Source organism: Pauljensenia sp. UMB9872, assembly GCF_030212665.1.
In the GTDB taxonomy this organism is placed as follows: Bacteria; Actinomycetota; Actinomycetes; order Actinomycetales; family Actinomycetaceae; genus Pauljensenia; species Pauljensenia turicensis_B.
The window spans coordinates 1-21,993 of sequence record NZ_JASOER010000025.1; the positions used below are offsets into that span (position 1 = coordinate 1).

General features: G+C 55.5%; 21 protein-coding genes and 3 tRNA genes. 16 read left to right on the plus strand and 8 right to left on the minus strand.

The annotated features are described in order from the left end of the window. Window positions 1-67 precede the first annotated feature (67 nt). The 3 genes from QP109_RS08485 to QP109_RS08495 all read right to left on the minus strand — a co-directional run bounded on the left by QP109_RS08485 (window position 68) and on the right by QP109_RS08495 (window position 3,435). Window positions 68-817 carry a glycerophosphoryl diester phosphodiesterase gene (locus QP109_RS08485; protein WP_285024333.1) on the minus strand — a complete coding sequence of 250 codons (750 nt, stop codon included), beginning with the start codon at window positions 815-817 and terminating at the stop codon, window positions 68-70. A 76-nt stretch (window positions 818-893) separates the two neighbouring features. Next, window positions 894-2,150: a DUF4032 domain-containing protein gene (locus QP109_RS08490; protein WP_285024334.1), complete on the minus strand. Its 1,257-nt coding sequence runs from the start codon at window positions 2,148-2,150 to the stop codon at window positions 894-896. A 160-nt stretch (window positions 2,151-2,310) separates the two neighbouring features. Beyond that, on the minus strand, window positions 2,311-3,435 hold the full coding sequence (locus tag QP109_RS08495) for an ABC transporter ATP-binding protein (RefSeq protein ID WP_270773126.1): 1,125 nt from the start codon (window positions 3,433-3,435) through the stop codon (window positions 2,311-2,313). A gap of 298 nt (window positions 3,436-3,733) precedes the next feature. Here QP109_RS08495 and QP109_RS08500 point away from each other — a divergent pair, with 298 nt between their 5' ends. The 7 genes from QP109_RS08500 (at window position 3,734) to QP109_RS08530 (ending at window position 10,725) form a co-directional block, all read left to right on the plus strand. Further along, window positions 3,734-5,578: a serine/threonine-protein kinase gene (locus QP109_RS08500; protein WP_285024335.1), complete on the plus strand. Its 1,845-nt coding sequence runs from the start codon at window positions 3,734-3,736 to the stop codon at window positions 5,576-5,578. A 63-nt stretch (window positions 5,579-5,641) separates the two neighbouring features. After that, on the plus strand, window positions 5,642-6,457 hold the full coding sequence (locus QP109_RS08505) for a DsbA family protein (protein WP_101628468.1): 816 nt from the start codon (window positions 5,642-5,644) through the stop codon (window positions 6,455-6,457). Window positions 6,458-6,562: 105 nt separating this feature from the next. Further along, window positions 6,563-6,638: transfer RNA gene (locus QP109_RS08510), tRNA-Thr, on the plus strand. A 1,119-nt stretch (window positions 6,639-7,757) separates the two neighbouring features. Then, window positions 7,758-8,489: an ATP-binding cassette domain-containing protein gene (locus QP109_RS08515; RefSeq protein WP_101628466.1), complete on the plus strand. Its 732-nt coding sequence runs from the start codon at window positions 7,758-7,760 to the stop codon at window positions 8,487-8,489. After that, window positions 8,479-9,897 carry a hypothetical protein gene (locus QP109_RS08520; RefSeq protein ID WP_101628465.1) on the plus strand — a complete coding sequence of 473 codons (1,419 nt, stop codon included), beginning with the start codon at window positions 8,479-8,481 and terminating at the stop codon, window positions 9,895-9,897. The genes QP109_RS08515 and QP109_RS08520 overlap by 11 nt, the downstream gene beginning before the upstream one ends. Beyond that, the gene (locus QP109_RS08525; RefSeq protein ID WP_101628464.1) at window positions 9,884-10,207 is read left to right on the plus strand and encodes a hypothetical protein; all 324 of its coding nucleotides are present in this window, start codon (window positions 9,884-9,886) and stop codon (window positions 10,205-10,207) included. Before QP109_RS08520 ends, QP109_RS08525 begins: the two co-directional genes overlap by 14 nt. Beyond that, the gene (locus tag QP109_RS08530; protein ID WP_285024336.1) at window positions 10,207-10,725 is read left to right on the plus strand and encodes a hypothetical protein; all 519 of its coding nucleotides are present in this window, start codon (window positions 10,207-10,209) and stop codon (window positions 10,723-10,725) included. Before QP109_RS08525 ends, QP109_RS08530 begins: the two co-directional genes overlap by 1 nt. A gap of 892 nt (window positions 10,726-11,617) precedes the next feature. On the opposite strand, the gene QP109_RS08535 is transcribed toward QP109_RS08530, so the two are convergent. Then, on the minus strand, window positions 11,618-12,571 hold the full coding sequence (locus QP109_RS08535) for a cation diffusion facilitator family transporter (protein ID WP_285024337.1): 954 nt from the start codon (window positions 12,569-12,571) through the stop codon (window positions 11,618-11,620). Between the two features lie 329 nt (window positions 12,572-12,900). Here QP109_RS08535 and QP109_RS08540 point away from each other — a divergent pair, with 329 nt between their 5' ends. Next, the gene (locus QP109_RS08540) at window positions 12,901-13,977 is read left to right on the plus strand and encodes a UDP-N-acetylmuramate dehydrogenase (RefSeq protein ID WP_285024338.1); all 1,077 of its coding nucleotides are present in this window, start codon (window positions 12,901-12,903) and stop codon (window positions 13,975-13,977) included. Between the two features lie 25 nt (window positions 13,978-14,002). Here QP109_RS08540 and QP109_RS08545 read toward each other — a convergent pair whose 3' ends face one another. From QP109_RS08545 to QP109_RS08555, 3 genes are all read right to left on the minus strand, one after another. Next, complete coding sequence (locus tag QP109_RS08545) at window positions 14,003-15,166, minus strand: adenosine deaminase (RefSeq protein ID WP_285024339.1); 1,164 nt, start codon at window positions 15,164-15,166, stop codon at window positions 14,003-14,005. Further along, window positions 15,166-15,975, minus strand: coding sequence for an alpha/beta hydrolase (locus tag QP109_RS08550; RefSeq protein ID WP_285024340.1), 810 nt, complete (start codon window positions 15,973-15,975; stop codon window positions 15,166-15,168). The genes QP109_RS08545 and QP109_RS08550 overlap by 1 nt, the downstream gene beginning before the upstream one ends. 182 nt (window positions 15,976-16,157) lie before the next feature. Beyond that, on the minus strand, window positions 16,158-17,372 hold the full coding sequence (locus QP109_RS08555) for a pyridoxal phosphate-dependent aminotransferase (RefSeq protein WP_270773140.1): 1,215 nt from the start codon (window positions 17,370-17,372) through the stop codon (window positions 16,158-16,160). A 133-nt stretch (window positions 17,373-17,505) separates the two neighbouring features. Here QP109_RS08555 and QP109_RS08560 point away from each other — a divergent pair. From QP109_RS08560 to QP109_RS08595, 8 genes are all read left to right on the plus strand, one after another. Next, a tRNA-Trp gene (locus QP109_RS08560) sits at window positions 17,506-17,581 on the plus strand. A 33-nt stretch (window positions 17,582-17,614) separates the two neighbouring features. Continuing rightward, window positions 17,615-17,908 (plus strand): preprotein translocase subunit SecE, encoded by a 294-nt coding sequence (gene secE, locus QP109_RS08565; RefSeq protein ID WP_285024341.1) that lies wholly within the window; start codon window positions 17,615-17,617, stop codon window positions 17,906-17,908. Between the two features lie 96 nt (window positions 17,909-18,004). Then, a complete protein-coding gene (gene nusG / locus QP109_RS08570) occupies window positions 18,005-18,751 on the plus strand; it encodes a transcription termination/antitermination protein NusG (protein ID WP_101628459.1) in 747 nt (248 codons plus the stop codon). Window positions 18,752-18,913: 162 nt separating this feature from the next. Next, window positions 18,914-19,345 carry a 50S ribosomal protein L11 gene (gene rplK, locus QP109_RS08575; protein WP_006680229.1) on the plus strand — a complete coding sequence of 144 codons (432 nt, stop codon included), beginning with the start codon at window positions 18,914-18,916 and terminating at the stop codon, window positions 19,343-19,345. Between the two features lie 68 nt (window positions 19,346-19,413). Then, window positions 19,414-20,130, plus strand: a complete 717-nt coding sequence (gene rplA, locus QP109_RS08580; protein ID WP_006680228.1) for a 50S ribosomal protein L1 — start codon at window positions 19,414-19,416, stop codon at window positions 20,128-20,130. A 347-nt stretch (window positions 20,131-20,477) separates the two neighbouring features. Further along, the gene (gene rplJ, locus QP109_RS08585) at window positions 20,478-20,999 is read left to right on the plus strand and encodes a 50S ribosomal protein L10 (protein WP_101628458.1); all 522 of its coding nucleotides are present in this window, start codon (window positions 20,478-20,480) and stop codon (window positions 20,997-20,999) included. A 90-nt stretch (window positions 21,000-21,089) separates the two neighbouring features. Then, window positions 21,090-21,470: a 50S ribosomal protein L7/L12 gene (gene rplL, locus QP109_RS08590; protein ID WP_006680226.1), complete on the plus strand. Its 381-nt coding sequence runs from the start codon at window positions 21,090-21,092 to the stop codon at window positions 21,468-21,470. 213 nt (window positions 21,471-21,683) lie between these two features. Beyond that, window positions 21,684-21,758: transfer RNA gene (locus QP109_RS08595), tRNA-Asn, on the plus strand. A 25-nt stretch (window positions 21,759-21,783) separates the two neighbouring features. Here QP109_RS08595 and QP109_RS08600 read toward each other — a convergent pair. Beyond that, on the minus strand, window positions 21,784-21,993 hold a 210-nt coding region (locus QP109_RS08600; protein ID WP_285024343.1), incomplete at its 5' end, for a hypothetical protein.

The window sequence follows — 21,993 nt, forward strand, 5'->3', positions numbered from 1 at the left end:
CCCCCCCCCCCCCCCCCCCCCCCCCCGGTGCGTTACATCAGGAACTTAGCGCTTTAGAAAGCGCGTTTTAGAGCACGTGTGCTTCAGCGGGGAAGTCCTGTGGACGATCGGTGAAGATACCGGTGACGCCCCATGATGCGAGCTCCAGTGCTTGATCCACATCGTTGACTGTCCAGACGTTGACGTCGAAGCCCGCGTCGCGCATTTCCTTGACCTCTTCAGGGGTGAGGCCCTTGACATCGGGGTGAATTGCGGTGCATCCCAGCAGCTCAGCTCCCTGTTGCCAGGTGGGGTCGGGTTGGTTTTCGCGGTCGAACAGCCAACCGAGATTAATGTTCGGTCGCATAGCGTGGAAGCGTGCGAGAGCCTCGTGGTCGAAGGAAGAAACGATGAAGCGGTCGGTGTTTGCGACCGAATCAACTGCGACAGCGAGGTTCTCGATCAGCTTTTCGCGAAGTTCGGTGCCACCAGAGCAGGGCTTGATCTCGAGGTTCATGCCCATGTTTGTCGAATTGGCGAATGAGATGACGTCAGCTACTTCTGGGATTCGTTCGAACCGGTAGGTGTCGGAGAACCACTTTCCGGCGTCAAGCTTGCGAATGTCGGAGAAGCTGAGGTTGTAGTAGCCACCCTTGCCGGTCGTTGTGCGTTGAAGCTTATCGTCGTGGATGACGATCAAAGATCCGTCGCCGATGATGTCGACGTCGAATTCGAACCAGCGGGCACCGACCTCCGCTGCTTTCGCGAAGGAGGCGATCGTGTTTTCAGGCGCCAATGATGAGGCTCCGCGGTGCGCGAAAATCCTGGGGAATGCCATGCGTGTTCCTTTTTGGGTGTTCTATTTCAGTTGTCTGCCTGCAACGTTAGTCGCTTGGAGGCTAGGTCGCTTGTTCTTACCAGAGGTCAGGGTTTGATGAGGCGGTGGTTTCTTCTTCTGCCTGGTTGATGAAGCGTTCTTCGTCGCGTTTGGCGGCAAGAATCTTTTCAACGTACGAGTCGATCGCTTCTTCGAGAGGAACGTCATGGCCGGCTTGTTCGCCTAGGTACCAGCGGTGTTCAAGGAACTCATGGTAGATCTGAGCCGGTTCGAGCTTGGTTTTCAACTCGGCTGGAACTGCTCGCATGACGGGTTCAAAAGCTTTGTTCAACCACTGGTGTGCGGCCAATTCGAGTGGCATGTTCGGGGTGCCCGAGGTGGCTTGGTAGGTGGCGATGTCGTTCAACAAGCGTTGTGCTTGGTGCTCGCCAACATCCATGCCGGTGAGACGCATGAGCTTGCGATGATGATGTCCGGCGTCGACGACCTTCGGCTGGATCATCAGTTCGGTTGATCCGGCAACCGATGTCATCTTCAATTCAGCAACGTCGAACCCCAGGTCATTGAGGCGTTCGATTCGCTGAGCAACCTTCCACTTCTGGGAAGAATCAATGAGTTCTGTTCCGGTCAGCTCATTCCATAATTCTTCGTAGCGGCTTCGAATACGGTCGCCAACTTCAATGGGATCTGCGTCTTCGGGGAAGTACTCTCCAGCCTGAAGATCCATGAGTTCGCCAATGATGTTGGTCCGTGCCAAATCAACGTCGTACTCGCGTTGGCCAGAGGTGAGTTTCGGGTGGAGCTCGCCGGTTTCTGCGTCCACCAGGTAGGCACTGAATGCTCCGGCGTCTCGACGGAACAAAGTATTCGACAGCGAAACGTCGCCCCAGTAGAAACCAAGAAGGTGTAGGCGAACAAGCAGTACCGCTAGGGCATCAATCAAACGTGTTGCCGTATCAGCGCTCATGTATTGGCTGAATAGAGCACGGTAGGGCAGGGAGAACTGCAGGTGTTCGGTGACCAGGACGGCATTGAGTTCCTCACCGTCAAGATTGCGCCTACCGGTGATTACTGCGGTAGGGAGCACGGAAGGGGCACCAAGACGTGAGAGGTCACGAAGCATCTCGTACTCGTGATGTGCGACGGTCGGGCCGATTTCCTTTACGGCGATCACACGGTCAGAGAGGTTCACGAATCGCACGATGTGGCGAGAAATGCCACGGGGGAGAGCTGCGAGGATCTCGTCGGGCCATTCTTCTAGCGGAGTTTCCCAAGGAAGATCAAGAAGCGTGGGATCAACGGTCGCGGCCATGATCTCTAGTGATTCGGGCATAGTCCTATTCTCTCATTGCTGAAAGGGACGCAATTATTGAGGAGAATGCGCCAATGAAAGCGCCAGCCCACCAAAAGTGGGGCACTGGTCAGGCATCGGGGAATATGAGTTGGCCCCGTTCTCGTTGCTATCAAGGAGAACGGGGCCAACTGTGGATGAATCACTCAGGCAGACGCATACCGGTTGCAGCAGAGAAGTTGTGCTGCTGGCCGGGGCGGATGCGAGCGTGGATCACGCCACCGCGAGCCGGAGCGGTGCGCGGAGGAACGCGAACGATGATCTGCTTCACTGAGCCTTCATCGGTGGATCCGAGGCCCTCGGTGGAGCCTGCAAGATGACCGTAAACGTAGGCATCCGAGCCGAGTTCCTCAACGAATTCAACTTCGATCGGAATCGTGTTTTCTTCGTTTTCGGAAACAACTTCGAGGCCTTCAGGGCGGAAGCCGATGGTGATCTTGCCACCGTCTGCCGGGGTGAGGGCGTCGAGGGTTGCCTGCGAGAGCGGAACGCGTGCCGGGCCGAGGATAGCGTTGGCGCCGTCGACGGTGAACGAGCCGAGGTTCATCGCCGGGGAGCCAATGAAGCCTGCGACGAAGTCGTTTGCCGGGCGCTCGTACATTTCCTGCGGGGTGCCGACCTGCTGGAGTAGACCGTTGTTGAGGACGGCGATGCGATCGCCCATGGTCAGAGCTTCGGTCTGGTCGTGGGTGACGTACACGGTGGTGACGCCGAGCTCACGCTGCAGGGAAGCGATCTGGGTACGGGTCTGAACGCGGAGCTTCGCGTCGAGGTTCGACAGCGGTTCGTCCATGAGGAAGACCTGAGGCTTACGAACGATTGCGCGACCCATGGCGACGCGCTGACGCTGACCACCGGAGAGTGCCTTCGGCTTGCGCTCGAGGTAGGGCTCAAGGTCGAGGATGCGTGCGGCTTCATCAACGCGCTTGTTGATTTCGTCCTTCGGGGTGCCGGCGATCTTGAGGGCGAAGCCCATGTTTTCGCGGACGGTCATGTGCGGGTAGAGCGCGTAGTTCTGGAAGACCATTGCGATGTCGCGGTTCTTCGGCGCAACGTTGGTGACGTCCTTATCGCCGATCAGGATGCGACCGCTGTTGACTTCTTCGAGGCCGGCGAGCATACGCAGAGAGGTGGACTTACCACAGCCGGACGGGCCGACGAGGACTAGGAATTCGCCATCCTGGATTTCGAGGTCGAGCTGGTCGACCGAGGGCTTGTCGTTACCCGGGTAGATACGGGTTGCCTTGTCAAAGGTGACAGTTGCCATTATTCAATTTCCTTCCCACCGGCAGGTACGTGCCGGACGATCCAAGTGGGTCAATGTTCACCAGCGTCATCACTGGCGGGTTCCTTGTGCGAGCAACCTTTTCCAACCTAGCACACGACTTGGTTTTACAACAGGTTTCAGTGTGTCGTGCGCGTTACCCACCGCGCTTGTTCACCGCTTAACCTACTGTCGAGACAGTGCTTGTTCACCGCGTGGCTTGTCGTTGAGAGCGCGCTTGTTCACCGTTGCACGGAGTTTGTTCAATTGATCTGCCCATGGCTCCTTGTAATCTGAACGGGTGAATGAAGGCGATCAGATCGGTGGCTACACGCTCGTATCCCAGCTGGGTGCGGGTGGCGCGGGTACCGTGTGGCTTGCAGAGGATGAGGGTGGCGATCGAGTTGCCCTCAAGCTTGTGCATCCTGCTTTGGCCGCCGACGAAGAATCTCGCCGTCGTCTGCAACGTGAAGCTGCGACCGTGAATTCGGTTCGCTCCGCCAGGGTTGCCCACGTCGTTGACATTGAAACCGATGCTTCGCAGCCCTTCATCGCGACCGAATATGTTGAGGGGCCGACGTTGGCCTCGTTGATGAATGGCCAGCCGCTTGCGCCGGAGTTGATTGCGGCGATTGCAGCCAGCCTCGCGCGCACGTTGATGGCTGTCCATGACGCGCGGATCGTTCACCGCGATATCAAGCCGTCGAATGTTATTTGTTCCCCGCACGGCCCGATTCTGATTGACTTCGGGATCGCAATGAGTGAAGCGGATGAGCATTTCACCCGCACCGGTCTGGTTTCAGGCACTGCCGGTTACACGGCTCCAGAGCTGTTGCGTGCTCGCCCGGCCGACGATGATTCAGACTGGTGGGCGTGGTCGGCGACCCTGCTCTCGATTGCGACCGGGCGTCCTCCGTACGGCACGGGCGACGTTCAGGCGATTATTACTCGTGTTCTGACGGGCGAGCCGGACACAGAGGGACTTCCGCTCTCATTTGCGCAGATCATTCACCAGGCTCTGTCTCCGGACGTGAATTCTCGCCCCGAACCCGACGAGGTCGTCGCAACGTTAGTCGAACTTTACGGTTTCCCCGGCGACGTCATGTCGATTAACCAGCTTGACTGGAGCGCCGCTTTCGCGAACCCCTACGTTTCCACTGTCCGCCCCGTTGTTGCAGATGAGCCCCGCGTTGTCGGCTCCTCGTTAGGGATGCTGGGGTGGTCCAACAATGACGAAACCGTTCAGTTTGGGGATTCTCCGCTTCACCCATCGACGAGGCCCCTTCCGCGCCCTGAAACTGATGAGTGGAATGTGGGGAGCGCGGCCTCGTCAATTCCCCAACTGGGAATGGGGCAAACGGTCAGTGACACCGCGGACTTTCAATCGCTGGCCTACCCGAATGGCGCACCTGCTGGCATGTATGGGCAGGCGGTCGGCGGATACGTGGATCCTCATGCGATGGCAGTTCCGGGTCAGTGGACGGGGTCGGGGGCGGATGAATTCGACGTCGATGACCGGTATGAGGACTTGGGATATGAAGCTGACCTTCCCAGAATCGTGTGGATCTTCGGGTGCATCATTGCGATGCCACTTGCTCTCATCCCCATGTTCGCAGGAGTGATGGGGACTGCTACGGTCATCGTGCTCATGTTTTTCATGGCGTTTGGTGGTGCGTTCCATCGGCATCGAGAAAACCGCCGTGTCCGGGCCGGCATTACGCGATCCAGTGATACCGCTGCGACCGTGGCCTCGTCGCCACTGCTCTTTATTCGCGCTCTGGTGCAGGTGACGTTTGGGCTAGCTATCGGTGGAATCGTCCCGTATCTCGCTTGGAATCTCTACACGGTTGCTCATGGCGGAAGCGGACAGTGGATGCGGCTACTGGACATTGTCCTGGCATCCGATCCGAATGCGACACTCGACCCCTTAGTAACCGAACCGATTGGCTCAATCGGCGTATGGATCGTTGTCCTAGCGACCATCGTTTCAGCCTGGTTGATGCCAACCTCTTCCGATCTAAGAGTTGGAACCAGCATGGCAGTCAGGCGACTGCTGGGCCCAGTATGGGTGCGTGCGATTGCTGGCCTCCTTGCCGTTGGCGTGGTAGGTGCCACATGGTTCCTTGTCACAGGAGGCGCACTCTGAACTGCATGTGCGCCTAACGCTAGGTAGGGTTGCCTTAAAGATGTGACCTGTGAAAGGAAAACCATGGCAGGCAAGAAGGTAACGGATACCTCCGTGCGCGCGAAGGCTCAGCAGATGCGCGAAGCGCAGGAAAAGGCTGAGCGTCGCACACGTTCAATCATCATCGCAGTCGTTACAGTCATCGTTATCGCGGTGATTGCGACCGTTGGTGTGATTATTTCTCAGCAGATTTCTGCAAAGAATGAAGCGCAGAACGCGAACCCCAGTGATTACTTGGGCGACTACGCGTCGGGCCAGCCGATTCGTTACTCGCATCTTGGTATCGGCCAGGTTGATGACTCTCTTCCGACCGTCACCGAATACTTCGACTACTCGTGCCACCACTGCGCGAATCTTGAGGTTCTGATTGGCAAAGACCTGCTCGCAGGCGCTGACAACGGCGAATACAACATTGAGTTCCAGCCCGTGAAGACGGTCGGCATGGAATACGCGAATGTCGCTACCTCTGCTTCGCTGATTGTAGCTCAGCGGGATCCTGAGCACTGGGGGGCTTTTCACCAGGGTCTGATGGCGTACTTTGCTGCCCAGTACAAGGCTGGTAACGGTACGGTGATTCAGAATGCGACGAACTCCTGGGAACAGGTGAAGACGATCGCTTCTCAGGTGGGCGTTTCGTCTGACGTGGTTTCGTCCCTGCCCGTGAACGTGGCCACCGACTATCTGACAACCGCCACCGACACGTGGAGCAACGCGAATTTCACGAACCGTGAGTCGAAAGGCACGCCGGAGTTCATTAAGGATCACACGGACAAGCTGACCTTGTCGGGCTCTGATTCTGCTTCGATCATGGCGTCCTTGCGTTCAGGACTTGGCCTTTGATGAGTTCGAAGAACTGACTAACGTGAAGTGCGGGGTCTTGGCCGATTGGTCGGGACCCCGTTCTTCATGGCACACTATGTGATGACGATTCGTTGAATTGTCGAAGCCGCCTTAGCTCAGTTGGTAGAGCAGCTGTCTTGTAAACAGCAGGTCATCGGTTCGAGTCCGATAGGCGGCTCCACTTAGACACCCATTTTGATACAACGCCTGGCTTGGCTGGGTAGCGAATCGGGATGGGTGTTTTTGCTTGTTATCGCGGGTTTTTGGGGTTATAGGCGCAAACGTGTGCTTTAGGTGGTGTGTCGTGGGTCTAGTGGGCGTGTCCGGCCCAGTCTTTGTATGGTCAGAGTCCTTCTTTTGGGGTGGGGGTTCCTTCCGGAATTTCGTGGTGTTTCTGGTCGGTGTGGTTGGGGGTTGTGGGGTGTGCGGGGGAGAGCCCATTCGCGTAAACGCCGCAGGGATTCCCTCTTACGGCAACTGCTTGGACTAAGCGGGAAGAATGCTCTTCCCAGCTCGGACTCGCCTGCGATAAATGCGCGGCCATGTGCCGCAACGCCTAGTTTTCCTGCTAGAGCAGATGGTCACGACACCGCAGTTCAGGCAACTCCTGCAGCAGCGAGCAGCAGAGGTCTTTTGTTCCCCGGGCTCGAGACGCTCTTGGCGCCGCCACTCATTGCAGCGCGCCGCATGGATCCCAAAATCAGTGGCACCTGTGCCAACGACACACCCGGATCACGAGCTAACGCAACACGCATCGCCTCCTGGCGGAACTCCTCCGAATGCCGCTTCGGCATAACAACTACTTCTCCCAGTCAGTCCAATACTTGCCAAACCAGTTGTCACCGGACAGTGTAGGAGAACCTGAAAGGCCGAAACCTATTGACGCAAGCAGAATTGCCTAGGTAACTTAGAGGCGGGAGCCGAGCGTGCAGCACCCGAATTCGACGGAAGAGTGGATCAAGGAGGATTCTATCGTGAAGGAAGTATTGGAGGCACCTCGTGCCTATGCTGGCAACAAGATCTGGCGTGCGCATGCGGCCGCAAAGCAGACTGGTCGTCATGTGGTTGATAGATTTGATAGTTTACTCATCAGGTATGACGCTTGGTTCCTGGTATTAATGGCAGTACTGCTAACAATTGCTGTAGTAGTCGCCACAGCCCTTGCCGTTTGGTGTGTAACCTACCAAGGTAAGAGGTTCACGGGGAGATGGGAATGGGGTAAATGGTACGTCTCAGTTTGGGCTGAATGCTCTTAAACGTATGACGAGAGATTCGACTGATTGATCGGAAAAGAGGGCTAGTGGAGGCGCTAAGTCTACAAAATGTATCGTTTGGATACTCAAAGGATCATGAAGTCTTAAAGAATCTTTCGCTCTCAGTGCAGTTTGGGGGGATCACCGGTCTAATCGGCCCGAACGGTTCAGGGAAATCTACCCTTATACGGGTGGCCGGTGATCTTCTCAAACCGCAAACTGGGGAAGTTCATGTATGCGCTGCCCCAAATGACGCAAAGGAAGCGAAGAGAAATTCGATTCTGGTAGCATCGAACGATTACCTGCCAGAGTTCTTGACTGGGGTTGAGTATCTACAGTTCATCCACAGGATGTACGGACTAAAATGCGATCTTCACGAACTTAAACGCTTGTTCATGCGCTACCAGATGGAACATCGTTGGGGAGATCTGATTGAGGATTATTCGCATGGGATGCGAAAGAAAGTTCAACTTATCGCAGCACTGATGGTGGCACGTCCTCTTACTATGATTGATGAAACTCCGAACGGCATAGATATAGAGGCTCTATATAGCTTTGAAGCTGACCTGCTCGAGTTGGCTGCCGGAGACCACGGAGTGCTCCTTTGTACTCATGACTTTGCTATGTTGGAGCGGATTGCTGACACCATAATCCTTTTGAGTCATGGTCGCATATTGGTACATGAAGATTGCCAGTCGCTGGTATCGAAATATGGGACTATCGATGCTTTCGTAAAGGATAGTATTACCCGAGATCAAGGTACCTGCGGTGAACGGTAACACGCTAAGGTTGGTTCGCTTTCTCTTCCTGTTTTTTATCCGCCGTCTGCTTGTTCATCGCGCAATGCAAAGCAGAATTTCAAAAGCAATGCTTTTGGCTACTGTAAGCGTCAGCTATGTCGGCTTTTGCATACTCACATTTATCGTGGTTCGGGGCATGGTTCTCGATGCCAGCGCGGTTCTGTTGGTAAGTCAGAGCATTTCTCTCACCGTAGGGTTGTGGACTCTACTGTTCTTTATCGTCGTTCGGGTTCTCTTCATGAAGGCGGGGAGATTAATAGAGCTTACACATACCTTCCCGGTCACAAATAAGCAGCGGATTCTCGCCTACACACTTTTTGAAGGAATGACAGTCTTATTCTGCGTTGCTTCAATAACTGCACCATTAACAGCTTCGGTTGTAATTCGTGGTGGTTTAGATGTGCTTCCTGAGATTGTGTTTGGGATCATTGTGCAAGTGATCGTTCTTTACTTGTTGTTAGATGCGATGTATCTCAGTTCCGACAGGGTGCTACACCTATTGCATATCGAGAGATGGCGCAGCATTTTGCTACCTTGTCTTTTCGGCGCAATGCTCTTTGGTGCGTACGTCTACGTTAAACGCGAGTCTGCAGAGTTTCTTGATGCATTTTATGAGCAACGCCCTTACTACGGGTACTCTCGCCTTTACGTTCTCCTGTATGACAGGATCGGCCTTCTCTTGGCGGGGAGTATTGTTATCGCCACGATGCTGGCTATAACCGCACTTATTATCTTGATAGCCCCGAATCATTACTCGCAATGGAAATATTTTTTCAATATTCCTATGCCGTATGCCTCGGGACTACTCGGTTCATGTCTGCGCGCCGTGATACGTAATGGGGAATTTCTTTTAGCGACGTTTTTCGTTTTATCTCTGTCGGTGGTTGTGCTTTGGATACCGGGATACTACCCGCCATACTGGTTGGCTATTATATCTCTTCAGGCAGTGTACGCAGTTACAACAATTGAGCCGATACGTAAAACGTATCGGTACCGACTAAATCCCTTGCGATATTACTTATATTTATCGGCACCATACTTGGTAGTCGAGATGTTGATCTCGTTCCCCATACTAGGATTAAGCATGGTGAAGGGGCTGGCCTTATTGGAAGCGTTAAAGACATTGTTTATCTGTGTGGTTGTTCTTATTGCTGCGCTCGCTGTGAGTATTTTCTTTCCAGCAGAGAGACATAATCCGTTTTCTGTGCTATTAGGAATTGTGACAGCTTTGGCGCTTGTGGTTTTAATAGCTTTTACCACGCTAATCTGGGAAATTCCGGACGAATACACGACTGTCGTATGGTTCTTAGTGGCATCGCTCTGTATGTATTATTCGATAATCGGCATTGCTTCGACACAAAGGAGGAACTACTATGCAGATATTTAAGCGGATTATTGCCGCGGCAACGCTCGCCTTAATTACCACAGCAGTCGTTTCCGGAGCTACCGTCATACTGCTTATGTTCACCAAGGGTAAGGAACTCGGTCACCACGTTGGGCTATTCGGAAGTCTTTTCTTTGATGCGCATGAAAGCGGTGCGGGTTCTGTAATGGTCGGTGTGGGCGTTGAGAATCCATTGGTATTGACTTTGGTATTTATTGGGATCTTCGCGATCTTTATGATATTTCTAAGCATTCTCTCAGTGTTGAGGAAGCGGAAGAAGTTTCTGGAACAGCGCGGAGCAAATGCTTATTAATGAACTCGCCGTACCTGTTGCGTGGTGTTTTTCAGGTTATTTCCGGATTTCTTAGAGCTTATGGGTGGCTTTTTTGCGCCGGCATTCTGATTTCTGGTGGCGTATTTGTTGTAGGCTTCCTCTACCAAGATAGGTTTCTTTTTGCTTTAGGATGCGCGTTCCTGAGGCACCTATTTTGTGGTATCGCCCTTGGATGTCTTATCCACGAGATGGCACATGTTGTTTTTATTTGTCTAACGATGAATGAGCTAATTCGTATTGAACTGGAATTTAATTTATTCCGATTTTCCGTACGTGGCATTGGGAGCAGTACCGGCCGCGGTATCTTTGCAACTGCTTTAAGCGGGCCGATAGCCGCGGTTGCATTCGGGGTTATTTTGAGCATTGTCTTCCCGAACTCTGGCTTGCTGGGATGGTACGCGCTTCATTTGCTATTTTTACTTCCCTTTTTTGGGGATGGAAGGGCGTTAGTAATTGGTGTTCGAAATTGGGGGTCTCAGGTGCGCGTCAATCGGTGACAACCTGTTTCGTTTACCTGCGACCGGCACCAGTAAGTTATAGTGAGATAGACGCCTTCTTCTGTTTGTCGGCGGGAGTTGGTCCGAAAACTCTTATATAATTGGGTGCCTTCCCGATGCGAACTGATTCTGTGTTGCTTTGCAGCTCCCAAATATGGGTCCGTTTCGGAATCGATATTGGGGAGGATGGAGTGATTGTAGATAGTCCTATTGTTGCTTTGTGGCGTGCGGAAACACGGTCGGTAAATGTTTGGAATCCGGTCTACCTGGGTTCGTACCTATGGGACTGCTAGTCGTAAGTCCGTACGATATGGATGTTAGTCACGTACTGAAGAATATTCGTATCGTAATGAACGCGTGGAAGGTTGCGAGCGCTTGTGATTTTACGCTTGCCCGATTTCAGCGAAGAGGAGATCCGTGACGCATTCACCATGCAGTCGCGACTCTGTCCCACCGCCGAGGCAAGAGGTTCTCGATGTGATCATCGCCCACACCTGCGATACCACCGAGCTAGGAGAATAACTCGCACGAGAAGCGCTCGCTCGTGAGGCAGTATTAGCCAGCCGGGGTTAGCCAGCTCGTCACCACCAACGCCACCCATGCTCAAGGACAAGACGCCTACGAACACGCCTTAGACCAGCTCTAAGCCGACTATGAACGTCACATCCATAACTACAACGATCTCGAGACACGGATCCGCCAGATCCTCGAAAAATGCCAACACATCGAGCAAGCTCACGCCTACCGTACCAACCACCCCAACCTGGACTACAGCGACGACGCATGGAACACGCTCGTCGATAACGCCACCATCCTGTCAACTGCACCCACCCAGACCCGTGTATCCAAATGGGTTGCTAAACATCTCGTTACACCCTTTTGTCTTAAGGTTTTATGAGCACTCAATCTGCTCGTGGGCCAGGTGTTCGGCAGTCTCAAGCTGGAATGTGGAGTGTTTGATTCCAACGGGGAAGTGCTTGGCGACGCAATTTTGTAGGCGGTCAAGAATCTGCTCGCTTCTGCCGGCCTGGAAAGCCTCTTCGCTGATGATGATGTGTGCTGTCAGGACGGGCATACCCGTTGCGACGGTCCACGCGTGCAGGTCGTGGATTGCCTCGACGCCTTCAATGCGGAGCATGTGATCGCGCACCTCGGCAAGGTCGAGGTTCTCGGGAGTAAATCCCATCAGAACCATGCCGGCGCTACGAAGCAGAAGTGCTGCTCTGGGGAAGATGAGTACGACGATCAACAGGGAAGCGAGGGCGTCCGCTCGGGTCCAGTTGGTGTAATGGATAATCGCGGCAGCAACGATAACGCCGATCGACCCTAGGGCGTCGTTCGCAACCTCCAAGAAAGCGGCGCGCATATTGAGGTTCGCTTCGCGACCCCCCATGAGAACCACCAGTGATGCGACGTTTGCGACCAGACCAATAACGCCCATGATGAGCATTCCGCCAGATTCGATCTGGGGAGGGTTGACGAGGTTTATCGCGGCGCGCACGGCAACGATGATGCCGATAACGGCGAGCCCGCCAGCCTGGATAGCAGCGCCGATAATCTCGGCGCGACGCAACCCCCACGTCGAACGGTCAGTCGCAGGTTTGTGAGCCAGGTGGGCGACAACAAGTGCCAATACGAGGCCCGCAGAATCCGCTGTCATGTGGCCGGCGTCGGCAAGAAGAGCCAGTGAATCGGTCAGGATTGCGACGACAACTTCGCTCACCAGGATGAATGCGGTGATGCCAAGTGCGATCGCAAGGCGTGTGCGTGACGCATTCGTCCCGTGACTATGTGTGTGACCGTGAGCGTCATCGTGGTGATGAGCGTGCTCGTTTTCGTGCCCCATGACCATCCTGTCGTCGAATCAATCGAGCACGGCCTCGTGAAACCATCATCTGTACCAGCGCGTAGAGTGCGGAAAACTTGAATGGAGCCAAGAGGCGTGCATCTAAGTAAGTCATACCTTAGTTGCTTGGTTCTTTCTTAGGAAAAAAGTCGCTTTTTGTGTGAGTGAGAGGCTCTCGTAGACGGTTTTAATGAAAATATGACCTGATGTGACCACTGCGTTTTCGGTTGAGTGAGTCCATGTGTCAGGAGCGTGGAATCGAGCCTGCCGAAGAATAGCCGGTGGTACTTGCCCGTAGGATTAAGGCAGTAATTGATAAGGGAGCTCCAATGACGACGCTGAAAGAACTGACGACCTTCCACGTTGGGGGGCCGGTTGCTACCTATATTCTTGCCGATTCGCGTTCCGATCTGATCGCAGCCTTTGACAACGCAGACACGGTTGATTTCCCAATTCTGATGATCGGCGGTGGCTCAAATATTCTTGCCTCCGACGAGCCATTCGAAGGCGTCGTCGTCAAAGATGGGCGTCAGCAGATCACTCGTTATGAGAGCTCAGACGACACCGTTCTCGTCACGGCGACCGCCGGCACCGTCTGGGACAAATTCGTTCAGTGGACCCTTGCCGAAGGCCTCTCGGGCATCGAAGCCCTGTCCGGCATCCCCGGAACCGTCGGAGCTGCGCCTGTCCAAAACGTTGGAGCCTACGGTCACGAGATCGCTGACACGCTTGCCTACGTTGACGTCTGGGATCGCGGTGAACAGTGCGAGAAGCGCTTGAATGCATCCGAACTGGGTCTTGCCTACCGTGAGTCGATTATTAAGCGCTCAGTCCGCGAAGGCGACGACCAGGGACGTATATGGGGGCCGACCGGGCGTTGGGTCGTCCTCGAAGCTACGTTCCGTCTCACAATCTCCGATCAGTCCGCGCCCGTCCTGTACCGCGAACTCGCGAATCGCTTGGGCATTGAACAAGGGCAGAGCGCAAATGCTCAGCTTGTGCGTGATACTGTCCTTGAGCTCCGCACGTCAAAGGGCATGGTGCTCGACCCCAACAACCACGATTCGTGGAGTGCCGGTTCCTTCTTCACGAACCCCATCATCGATGCCGAAACCGCTGCCACGCTCCCACTCGAAGCCCCACGCTTTGACGCTGGAAATGGCATGACGAAAACGTCAGCTGCATGGTTGATCGACCACGCGGGCTTCACGAAAGGCTGGGCAGTGGACGGAGCGCGCGAAAACGGCGCTTCGCTGTCAACGAAACACGTTCTTGCCCTGACCAACCGCGGGGATGCCACCAGCGACGAGGTCGTCGAGCTTGCGCTCGCGGTCCGCGCCGGCGTCCAAGAAAAATTTGGCATTACCCTAGTCCCCGAGCCTGTCGCGGTTGGGGTCAGCTGGTAGCGTCCGCTTCCGCTTTTTCGACGGTTTACGAGGTCTCCGCTGAGTCGTTGTAACCGTCGTATGGGGGCGTGTTGAGCCACGCCTGAATGTGGGCGTGCCATTGGCTCTTCGAAGCGCTTGATGCCAGGGAAGCGTTGATTGACTGAGAAGCCAAGTCTGCGATCTGTTGATCGGACAGAATAAAGGTGTCGCGTGCTCGTGCGTACTGTTCGACCAGTCGCGAACGGAATAACAGCGGGTCATCTGCTCCCAGTGCCACCGTTGCCCCGTATTTCATAAGAACAGGCAGGGGAACGTGTGAAAAGTCCTGGTAGACCCCCAAATGGACGTTTGAGGTCGGGCAGACTTCGAAAGCAACGCCTTCGTCAATGAGCCTGCGAAGCAGGTCGGGGTCTTCCGTTGTACGCACGCCGTGGCCGAGTCGCGCCGGGTTGAGCGCGGTGACAACATTGCGTACTGACTCCGGTCCTAGCAGCTCGCCACCGTGGGGAAGAGAAGCCAATCCTGCGCGTCGTGCGATGCCGAAGGCCGCACCAAACTCACTGGTTGTGCCCACGCGTTCGTCATTCGACAAGCCGAAACCGATGACCTTGCCTGGACCTTCACCAGCATATTGCGCGGCTAATCGTGCCAGAACTCGGGCATCGAGAGGATGTCGGATACGCGATGCGGCAACGATAATTCCCACTTCCACGCCCGTATCGCGCCACGCCTGTCGGGCCTCGTCAAGGATGATTTCGAGAGCCGGAGTGATGCCACCAACCCAGGGGGCGTACGAGGTCGGATCCACCTGCATTTCAAGGCGAACTGATCCCTCTTTCGCGTCGTCTTCTACAGCTTCACGGACGATGCGTCGCATGGCGGATTCTGAGCGCACCAGATGGCGCGCAGAATCGTAGGAACGTTGGAAGCGGAACCAGCCTCGTCCGTCGGCGGGGACTTTTAACGGATCGATGGCCAGAAGGTGGCTGGGCAAACGAACGCCCTGCTCATCGGCCAGGTCAATCAGAGTCTGCGGGCGCATTGCTCCAGTGAAATGCAGGTGCAGATGCGCTTTCGGTAGACGCGACAAATCGCGTCGACCAGGTGTTTGGTGTGCCGTGGCAGTCAGATTCGGTTGGGTTGGGCGTGCGCGTTTGGCCTGGTCAGTGAATCGGCGGATGGGGGACGAGGCGACGAACTGGGACATCAGTGCCTGTCCAGCCAGGCTGCGATGTCTTTAATCAGGCCTGGACCCTCGGGTTCGTTGAGTACCTCGTGGTACGCGCCGTCAATGATTCGCAGGTGAATATCAGCATTGGGGTGTGATGCCAGTGCGTTCTGAACGAAAGTTTTCGAGCCGTTCAACGACGCCAACTGGTCTGCGTTTCCGTGAAGGATCAGCATGGGAGTCGTGGCGCGGTGAGCATTCTTCAGGACACGGTCGCCCTGAGTGATCATTGTTGCTCCCGTGATCAGAGGAACGCCACCCGTGTAGTTGAGTGGATCAGCATCGAACGCTTCTTGGACTCTGGGGTCTCGAGAGAGGATGGAAGGGGCATCTGCTTTGCGAGGCTTCTGTGCCGTCACAGCGGGGAAAACGCGCGCAAGCGGAAGCAGGCAGCGAGCCACGCCAGCTGGCAACGGAGGAAGCGGGCGGAATGCTGGGCCCGTCAAGACCGCACCGGTCACGTTCGAGGGAGCCAGAAGAAGCGATGCGGCGGTAATCAAACCACCCATGGAATGGCCAAAGAGGAAGAGGTCCGATGTGCGCGCGTGCGCTAACACAATGCGTCGGGCGTCGAGATGATCCTTGATGAGGCGACCAACATCAACCTGCGAACGTGGGCCTGGGGACGTGCCGTGAGCATAGTGATCGTAGAACGCGATATCGTAACCAGCTTCAACAAGTCCGTCTTGCAGGGGAAGAAAACGGCCCGAGTGCTCAGCATATCCATGGCAGAGCAAGACGGCGCCCTTCGGGGTGTCCGTTGACGCGGAACGATACTGGATATTCATGCACTCTATTGTGACAGGTGGAAGGCAGTTTGTGCCGAATACGGGATGGCTCTGAGAACCTGTGCGGTTCTCAGAGCCGTCCGTTCGTCCAGACATGCCATGCGTGAACAGAATGCAGACCCTTTGTGGGTGGTCTACATCCTGGGCGCGAGGTCGTGGGGAGGTGCTAGTAAGGCCTAGTCTCAGTGCGCTTGCGCGAGAAGCTCCTGAATACGACCGACACCTTCAACAAGGTCGCCGTCAGACAGGGCGTAGGAGAGACGAATGAAGCCAGATGGGCCGAACGCTTCGCCGGGCACCACAGCAACCTCAACCTCTTCGAGGATCAGGTCGGCAAGCTCAGCCGACGTTGTGGGGACCTTGCCACGGATTTCGCGACCCAGAATGCCTTCGACGCTCGGGTAGGCGTAGAACGCGCCCTTCGGGGTCGGAACATCGAGGCCGTCGATTTGGGAAAGCATCGAGATCATGGTCTTGCGCCTGCGGTCGAATGCCTCACGCATGGAATGAACAGCGTCGAGAGGGCCAGTGACAGCTTCCAAGGCTGCACGCTGAGCCATATTCGATACGTTCGAGGTCAAGTGTGACTGGAACGAGGTTGCAGCCTTCACAATGTCAGTTGGAGCAATCATCCAACCAACACGCCAGCCGGTCATTGCGTAGGTCTTCGCCACACCGTTCAACACGATGGTCTGATTGGCAAGCTCTGGAAGAAGCTTCACCATATGAGCCGGCTCGGCATCTTCATAGAGCAAGTGCTCGTAAATTTCGTCAGTGATAATCCAAATGCCGTGTTCAAGAGCCCATTCGCCAATCGCGCGAGCCTCTGCAGGAGTGTAAACAGCGCCGGTCGGGTTCGAAGGCGAGCAGTGCAACAGAAGCTTCGTCTTTTCCGTACGAGCAGCTTCGAGCTGTTCGACGGTCACCTTGTAATTCTGATCGGCACCAGCGAAAACGGGAACCGTGACACCACCGGCAAGCTTGATGACTTCCGGATAGGTCGTCCAGTAGGGAGTCGGAAGAAGGGCCTCGTCCCCCGGATCCAAAATGGAAGCGAAAGCCTGGAATACGGCCTGCTTACCGCCATTGGTGACCAGCACCTGTAGCGGATCAACTTCGTAGCCGGAATCGCGCAGAGTCTTTGCAGCAATTGCTTCGCGCAAAGCTGGAAGGCCGGCCGCCGGAGTGTAGCGGTGCATCGCCGGCTCGCGCGCTGCGCGGACGGCGGCCTCGACAATATTGTCGGGGGTGGGGAAGTCAGGCTCACCTGCGCCGAAGCCGATGACGGGACGACCCGCAGCTTTCAGTGCTTTCGCCTTCGCGTCAACCGCGAGAGTGGCTGAAGGGGTGATAGCGGCAAAACGTGCGCTGACGCGCGATCGAGGTGTTGTGCTCATAGGGCTATCGTCGCATTAAGTGGGACTGTTCGGTAGTCTAATTCCGAATATCAAGCACCTCGCAACACTCCCCAGTTGGACAGTTGAAAAGATTTTCCATAGACTCGTTCCCGCACGTTCTACGACGTGTAGTAGGGCAGTGGCGCAATTGGTAGCGCACCGGTCTCCAAAACCGGCGGTTGTGGGTTCGAGTCCCGCCTGCCCTGCCACTAATCTTTAGACACGAATTCAGGAGGGACCCCGTGGCTGACGCAACGGCATCAAACATGCCAGCGAAAACAGATCGCACGAAGTCTGGCGCTACGCCGTCCCGTGACTCCCACGAAGAAGAGGCTCAGAAGAAGCCGAATATTTTCGTCAGAATGTGGACTTTCTTCCTTCAAGTGATTGAAGAAATGAAGAAGGTCGTCTACCCGACTGGCTCTGAAACGTGGACCTACTTCGTTGTCGTGGTCGTTTTTGTGGCCGTAATCATGGCTTTCACTGGTCTTTTGGACCTCGGATTCGGTAGACTGAACGCACTGATATTCAGCTGAAGCTGATGCGAACCCGCCCGCAGGTACTGCAGGCGGGTTTCTTCTAGGCTTCGGCACTCAACTTTCCGCTAGGAAACTAGCGCCCAGGAGGAACGCGTGAGCGAAGAGAATCTGCCTGTCGAAATCGACGAGGCCGCCCAGGCTGAACTGACCGAAAACCCCGCTGAAGCGGCGGAAGAAGAAATCGCCAGCGTTGAGCAGACGGTTGAAGCTGAAGCTGGCGGGGAAGAGGGCGACATTGATCCCCTCGAGAAGTTCCGCAATGAGATCATGATGATCCCCGGTGACTGGTACGTCTTGCACACCTACTCCGGTCACGAGCGCAAGGTGAAGGCGAACCTCGAACAGCGCGTTCAAAGCCAGAACATGACCGATAAGGTCTTCCGCGTCGAGGTTCCGGACGAGTACATCACCGAGTTCCGCGGTTCGGTGAAGAAGCGTGTTCGCCACGTTCGTATTCCTGGCTATGTCGTCGTCTGCATGGACTTTGATGAAGAGTCGTACCGCATGGTCAAGGACACACCGGCTGTCACCGGCTTCGTTGGAGACCAGCGCAACCCGGTTCCGCTCAGCATTGATGAGGTCGTTGACCTGCTGAAGTACAACATCCTTGAAGAAGCTGGCCCGCAGGTCCCTGCCACGGCTCAGGTCAAGGAAGAGATCCGCGTGGCCTTCGAGGTCGGCGAGATCGTCACTGTCATCGATGGCCCGTTCGAGTCGCTGGAAGCGACTATTTCCGAGATCTCGCCCGAGACCGAGAAGCTCAAGGTTCTCGTCACGATCTTCGAACGCGAGACTCCGCTTGAACTTGGTTTCGACCAGGTTGCCAAGCGCGAAGACTGACCAAAGAGTGAAGTCGCGCACCCGAACTTGGGAACATGGGCGGGTGCACGATAGCATTGCACTTCGTGTGTAGTGGGTTCAGTGCGCCTTCGTCGCTCCACCTCTACATGCGACCAGAAGGAATTCCGTTCTTCTGGTAATTGAACAAGAAAGACCCGAAATATGGCACCGAAGAAGAAGGTCACCGGCCTGATCAAGCTTCAGATCGCAGCCGGCGCCGCAACCCCCGCACCTCCGGTTGGTCCCGCACTGGGCCAGCACGGTGTGAACATCGTCGAGTTCACGAAGGCGTACAACGCTGCAACTGAGTCGCAGCGCGGTTCGATCGTTCCGGTTGAAATCACCGTTTACGAAGACCGTACGTTCACCTTCGTTCTGAAGACTCCGCCGGCTTCCGAAATGATCAAGAAGGCCGCTGGCCTCCAGAAGGGCTCCGGCACCCCGAACACTGTGAAGGTTGGCTCCATCACCATGGACCAGGCTCGCGAAATCGGACAGGCAAAGATGGTCGACCTCAACGCGAACGACATCGAAGCCGCAGCCAAGATCATCGCCGGCACCGCCCGCTCCATGGGCATCGTCGTCGAAGGCTGACCCCAAACTATTTCCCGTGGTAGGGCATGCGCTGCCCGGAACCCACAACTGCAAGGAGAAGAAGCAGAATGACTAAGCGCTCCAAGAGCTACCGCGCCGCGGCTGAAAAGATTCACGCGGACATTCTTTACACCCCTCTCGAGGCCATGAAGCTGGCCAAGGAGACCACCGTCACCAAGTTCGATTCGACCGTCGAGGTCGTCTTTCGACTGGGTGTTGATCCTCGCAAGGCTGACCAGATGGTGCGCGGCACCGTCTCGCTGCCTCACGGCACCGGCAAGACCTCCCGGGTCTTGGTCTTCGCTGTTGGTGAGCGTGCGCAGGATGCAATCGACGCTGGTGCTGACGAGGTCGGCGGCGACGAGCTCATCGAAAAGGTTGCTAAGGGCTACACCGACTTTGATGTCGCCGTTGCAACCCCGGACCTCATGGGCAAGGTTGGTCGCCTCGGTCGCGTCCTCGGCCCGCGTGGTTTGATGCCGAACCCGAAGACCGGCACGGTCACCATGGACGTCGCGAAGGCGATCAAGGAGATCAAGGGTGGTCGTATTGAGTTCCGTGTCGACAAGCACTCGAACCTTGCGTTCATCGTTGGCAAGTCCTCTTTCACCGCAGAACAGCTCGCCGAGAACTACGGCGCTGTCCTGGACGAAATCCTTCGTCTGAAGCCGGCTTCCGCCAAGGGGCGCTACATCTCGAAGGCAACCGTCTCCACCACGATGGGTCCGGGCATCCCGCTCGACGCCACGAAGACGAAGAACGTCGCAACTGCTGACGCTTCCTGATGTTGGACTCCCTGTAGGGGAATGGAACATTGACGTATGAGTGGGCTTGATTGGCTTAAACACCAATCAAGCCCACTCACGTTTTATGTTCATGGGTCGTGTGAGTGAGTATTGAGGTCTGCGTGCCCTACTGCACATCAGCGCGACTGGATTTGCTTCACCTCATCCTGCTAGTCTGGTCACTGCCGAAGACCGTCGGTTTCTCAGGAAACTGAGATGAAATGCGAAAGCTGTCGACGTAGGTGAGTGACTAGTCAGCAATGACTACACCGGACTTTTATGCCCGACACGAACCTACGTGTCGGGCTTTTTCATTACTCGGCGGTCACTTATCTGGAAGGAGGACCATGGCGAGGTCTGACAAGGTAGCAGCAGTTGCCGAACTCGTGGAACGTTTCCGCGCGTCTGACGCTGTCCTGCTCACTGAGTATCGCGGCCTGACCGTTGGCCAGCTCAAGCAGCTGCGTCGCGGACTGGGCGAAAACGCGAGCTACGCCGTGGTGAAGAACACGCTGGCAAGGCTGGCAGCACAGGAAGTCGGCCTCGGCTTCCTCGCTGAGGACCTCAAGGGGCCGACCGCTATTGCTTTCGTCACCGGTGAGCCTGTTGAGGCTGCCAAGACGCTGCGTGATTTTGCCAAGGAAACCCCCCAGCTCGTCCTGAAGTCGGGCGCAATGGACGGCGCAGCGCTGTCCGTTGAGGGTGTTAAGAAGCTTGCTGATCTGGAATCCCGCGAGGTTCTGCTGGCCAAGACTGCCGGCGCCCTCAAGGCGAAGATTTCGCAGGCGGCGTACGCATTCAACGCGCTTCCGTCCAAGACGGTGCGCACCATCGATGCTCTGCGTGCACAGCAGGGCGAAGCGGCCTGAAGCGACAGGCCCCGCGCGTTCGATTTGTAACCGCGTGGAACTCACCAACAATCTGCTCGCAAGGCAGGCCAATTAGGAAGGATGCCAATCATGGCAAAGCTCTCCAACGATGAGCTCATCGAAGCTTTCAAGGAAATGTCCCTCATCGAGCTCTCTGACTTCGTCAAGCTCTTCGAAGAGACCTTCGACGTCACTGCTGCCGCTCCGGCTGCTGTCGCCGTTGCTGCTGCTCCGGCTGCTGCTGAAGCTGCTGAAGAAAAGGACGAGTTCGAGGTTGTCCTCGAGTCCGCAGGTGACAAGAAGATCGCAGTTGTCAAGGCTGTCAAGAACCTCACCGGTCTCGGCCTGAAGGAAGCCAAGGATCTTGTTGACGGCGCACCGTCGACAATCTTCGAAGCTGCCAAGAAGGACGACGCTGAGAAGGCAAAGGCTGAAATCGAAGAAGCAGGCGGCAAGGTCACCCTTAAGTGATTTCGCCTTCTTACCTGACCAGCCTTTGTGCGCATAGAAGGTAAGAAACGCTTCAGCGATTCATTCGCTTGAAACTGTCCCCTGGGAGTGATTCCCGGGGGACAGTTTTTGCCTGATGGGTCCTGTTTATGCGGTGTTTCAAAATGAGGCGTGCACCACGCAGAGTCAATTTGCAATCAGCGGTTGAACTTCGGCATAATTAACAGGTCGCAATCCCGCGTAGCTCAACGGCAGAGCATCCGACTGTTAATCGGACGGTTACTGGTTCGAATCCAGTCGCGGGAGCCATATAACTGGGGCTTCAGTGAGTAACTCACTGAAGCCCCAGTTTTTGGGCTAACGCCCATTTTTGTGTCGTTTTTGGTGTTTTGGCTGGCGGTGCTTTGTAATTTGGGGTTTGGTTAGCTTTTTGGGCCTGTTTTCTAAGAGGTGTTGACTTCGGGTATGGGTTAATACCCAAAATTAGTTGCTTATGGTGGCGTGTTGTTAGTTTCTGAGCCAGCCTTTGCGGATGGTGAGGCCG

What these genes read in the sequence shown, in the direction of transcription:
- QP109_RS08530 (WP_285024336.1), top strand. Translation starts at nt 10,207, where the DNA reads ATGAACTCGCCGTACCTGTTGCGTGGTGTTTTTCAGGTTATTTCCGGA.
- QP109_RS08540 (WP_285024338.1), top strand. Translation starts at nt 12,901, where the DNA reads ATGACGACGCTGAAAGAACTGACGACCTTCCACGTTGGGGGGCCGGTT.
- QP109_RS08505 (WP_101628468.1), top strand. Translation starts at nt 5,642, where the DNA reads ATGGCAGGCAAGAAGGTAACGGATACCTCCGTGCGCGCGAAGGCTCAG.
- rplA (WP_006680228.1), top strand. Translation starts at nt 19,414, where the DNA reads ATGACTAAGCGCTCCAAGAGCTACCGCGCCGCGGCTGAAAAGATTCAC.
- QP109_RS08550 (WP_285024340.1), bottom strand. Translation starts at nt 15,975, where the DNA reads ATGAATATCCAGTATCGTTCCGCGTCAACGGACACCCCGAAGGGCGCC.
- QP109_RS08535 (WP_285024337.1), bottom strand. Translation starts at nt 12,571, where the DNA reads ATGGGGCACGAAAACGAGCACGCTCATCACCACGATGACGCTCACGGT.
- QP109_RS08485 (WP_285024333.1), bottom strand. Translation starts at nt 817, where the DNA reads ATGGCATTCCCCAGGATTTTCGCGCACCGCGGAGCCTCATCATTGGCG.
- rplJ (WP_101628458.1), top strand. Translation starts at nt 20,478, where the DNA reads ATGGCGAGGTCTGACAAGGTAGCAGCAGTTGCCGAACTCGTGGAACGT.
- rplL (WP_006680226.1), top strand. Translation starts at nt 21,090, where the DNA reads ATGGCAAAGCTCTCCAACGATGAGCTCATCGAAGCTTTCAAGGAAATG.
- QP109_RS08545 (WP_285024339.1), bottom strand. Translation starts at nt 15,166, where the DNA reads ATGTCCCAGTTCGTCGCCTCGTCCCCCATCCGCCGATTCACTGACCAG.
- rplK (WP_006680229.1), top strand. Translation starts at nt 18,914, where the DNA reads ATGGCACCGAAGAAGAAGGTCACCGGCCTGATCAAGCTTCAGATCGCA.
- QP109_RS08525 (WP_101628464.1), top strand. Translation starts at nt 9,884, where the DNA reads ATGCAGATATTTAAGCGGATTATTGCCGCGGCAACGCTCGCCTTAATT.
- QP109_RS08490 (WP_285024334.1), bottom strand. Translation starts at nt 2,150, where the DNA reads ATGCCCGAATCACTAGAGATCATGGCCGCGACCGTTGATCCCACGCTT.
- QP109_RS08495 (WP_270773126.1), bottom strand. Translation starts at nt 3,435, where the DNA reads ATGGCAACTGTCACCTTTGACAAGGCAACCCGTATCTACCCGGGTAAC.
- QP109_RS08555 (WP_270773140.1), bottom strand. Translation starts at nt 17,372, where the DNA reads ATGAGCACAACACCTCGATCGCGCGTCAGCGCACGTTTTGCCGCTATC.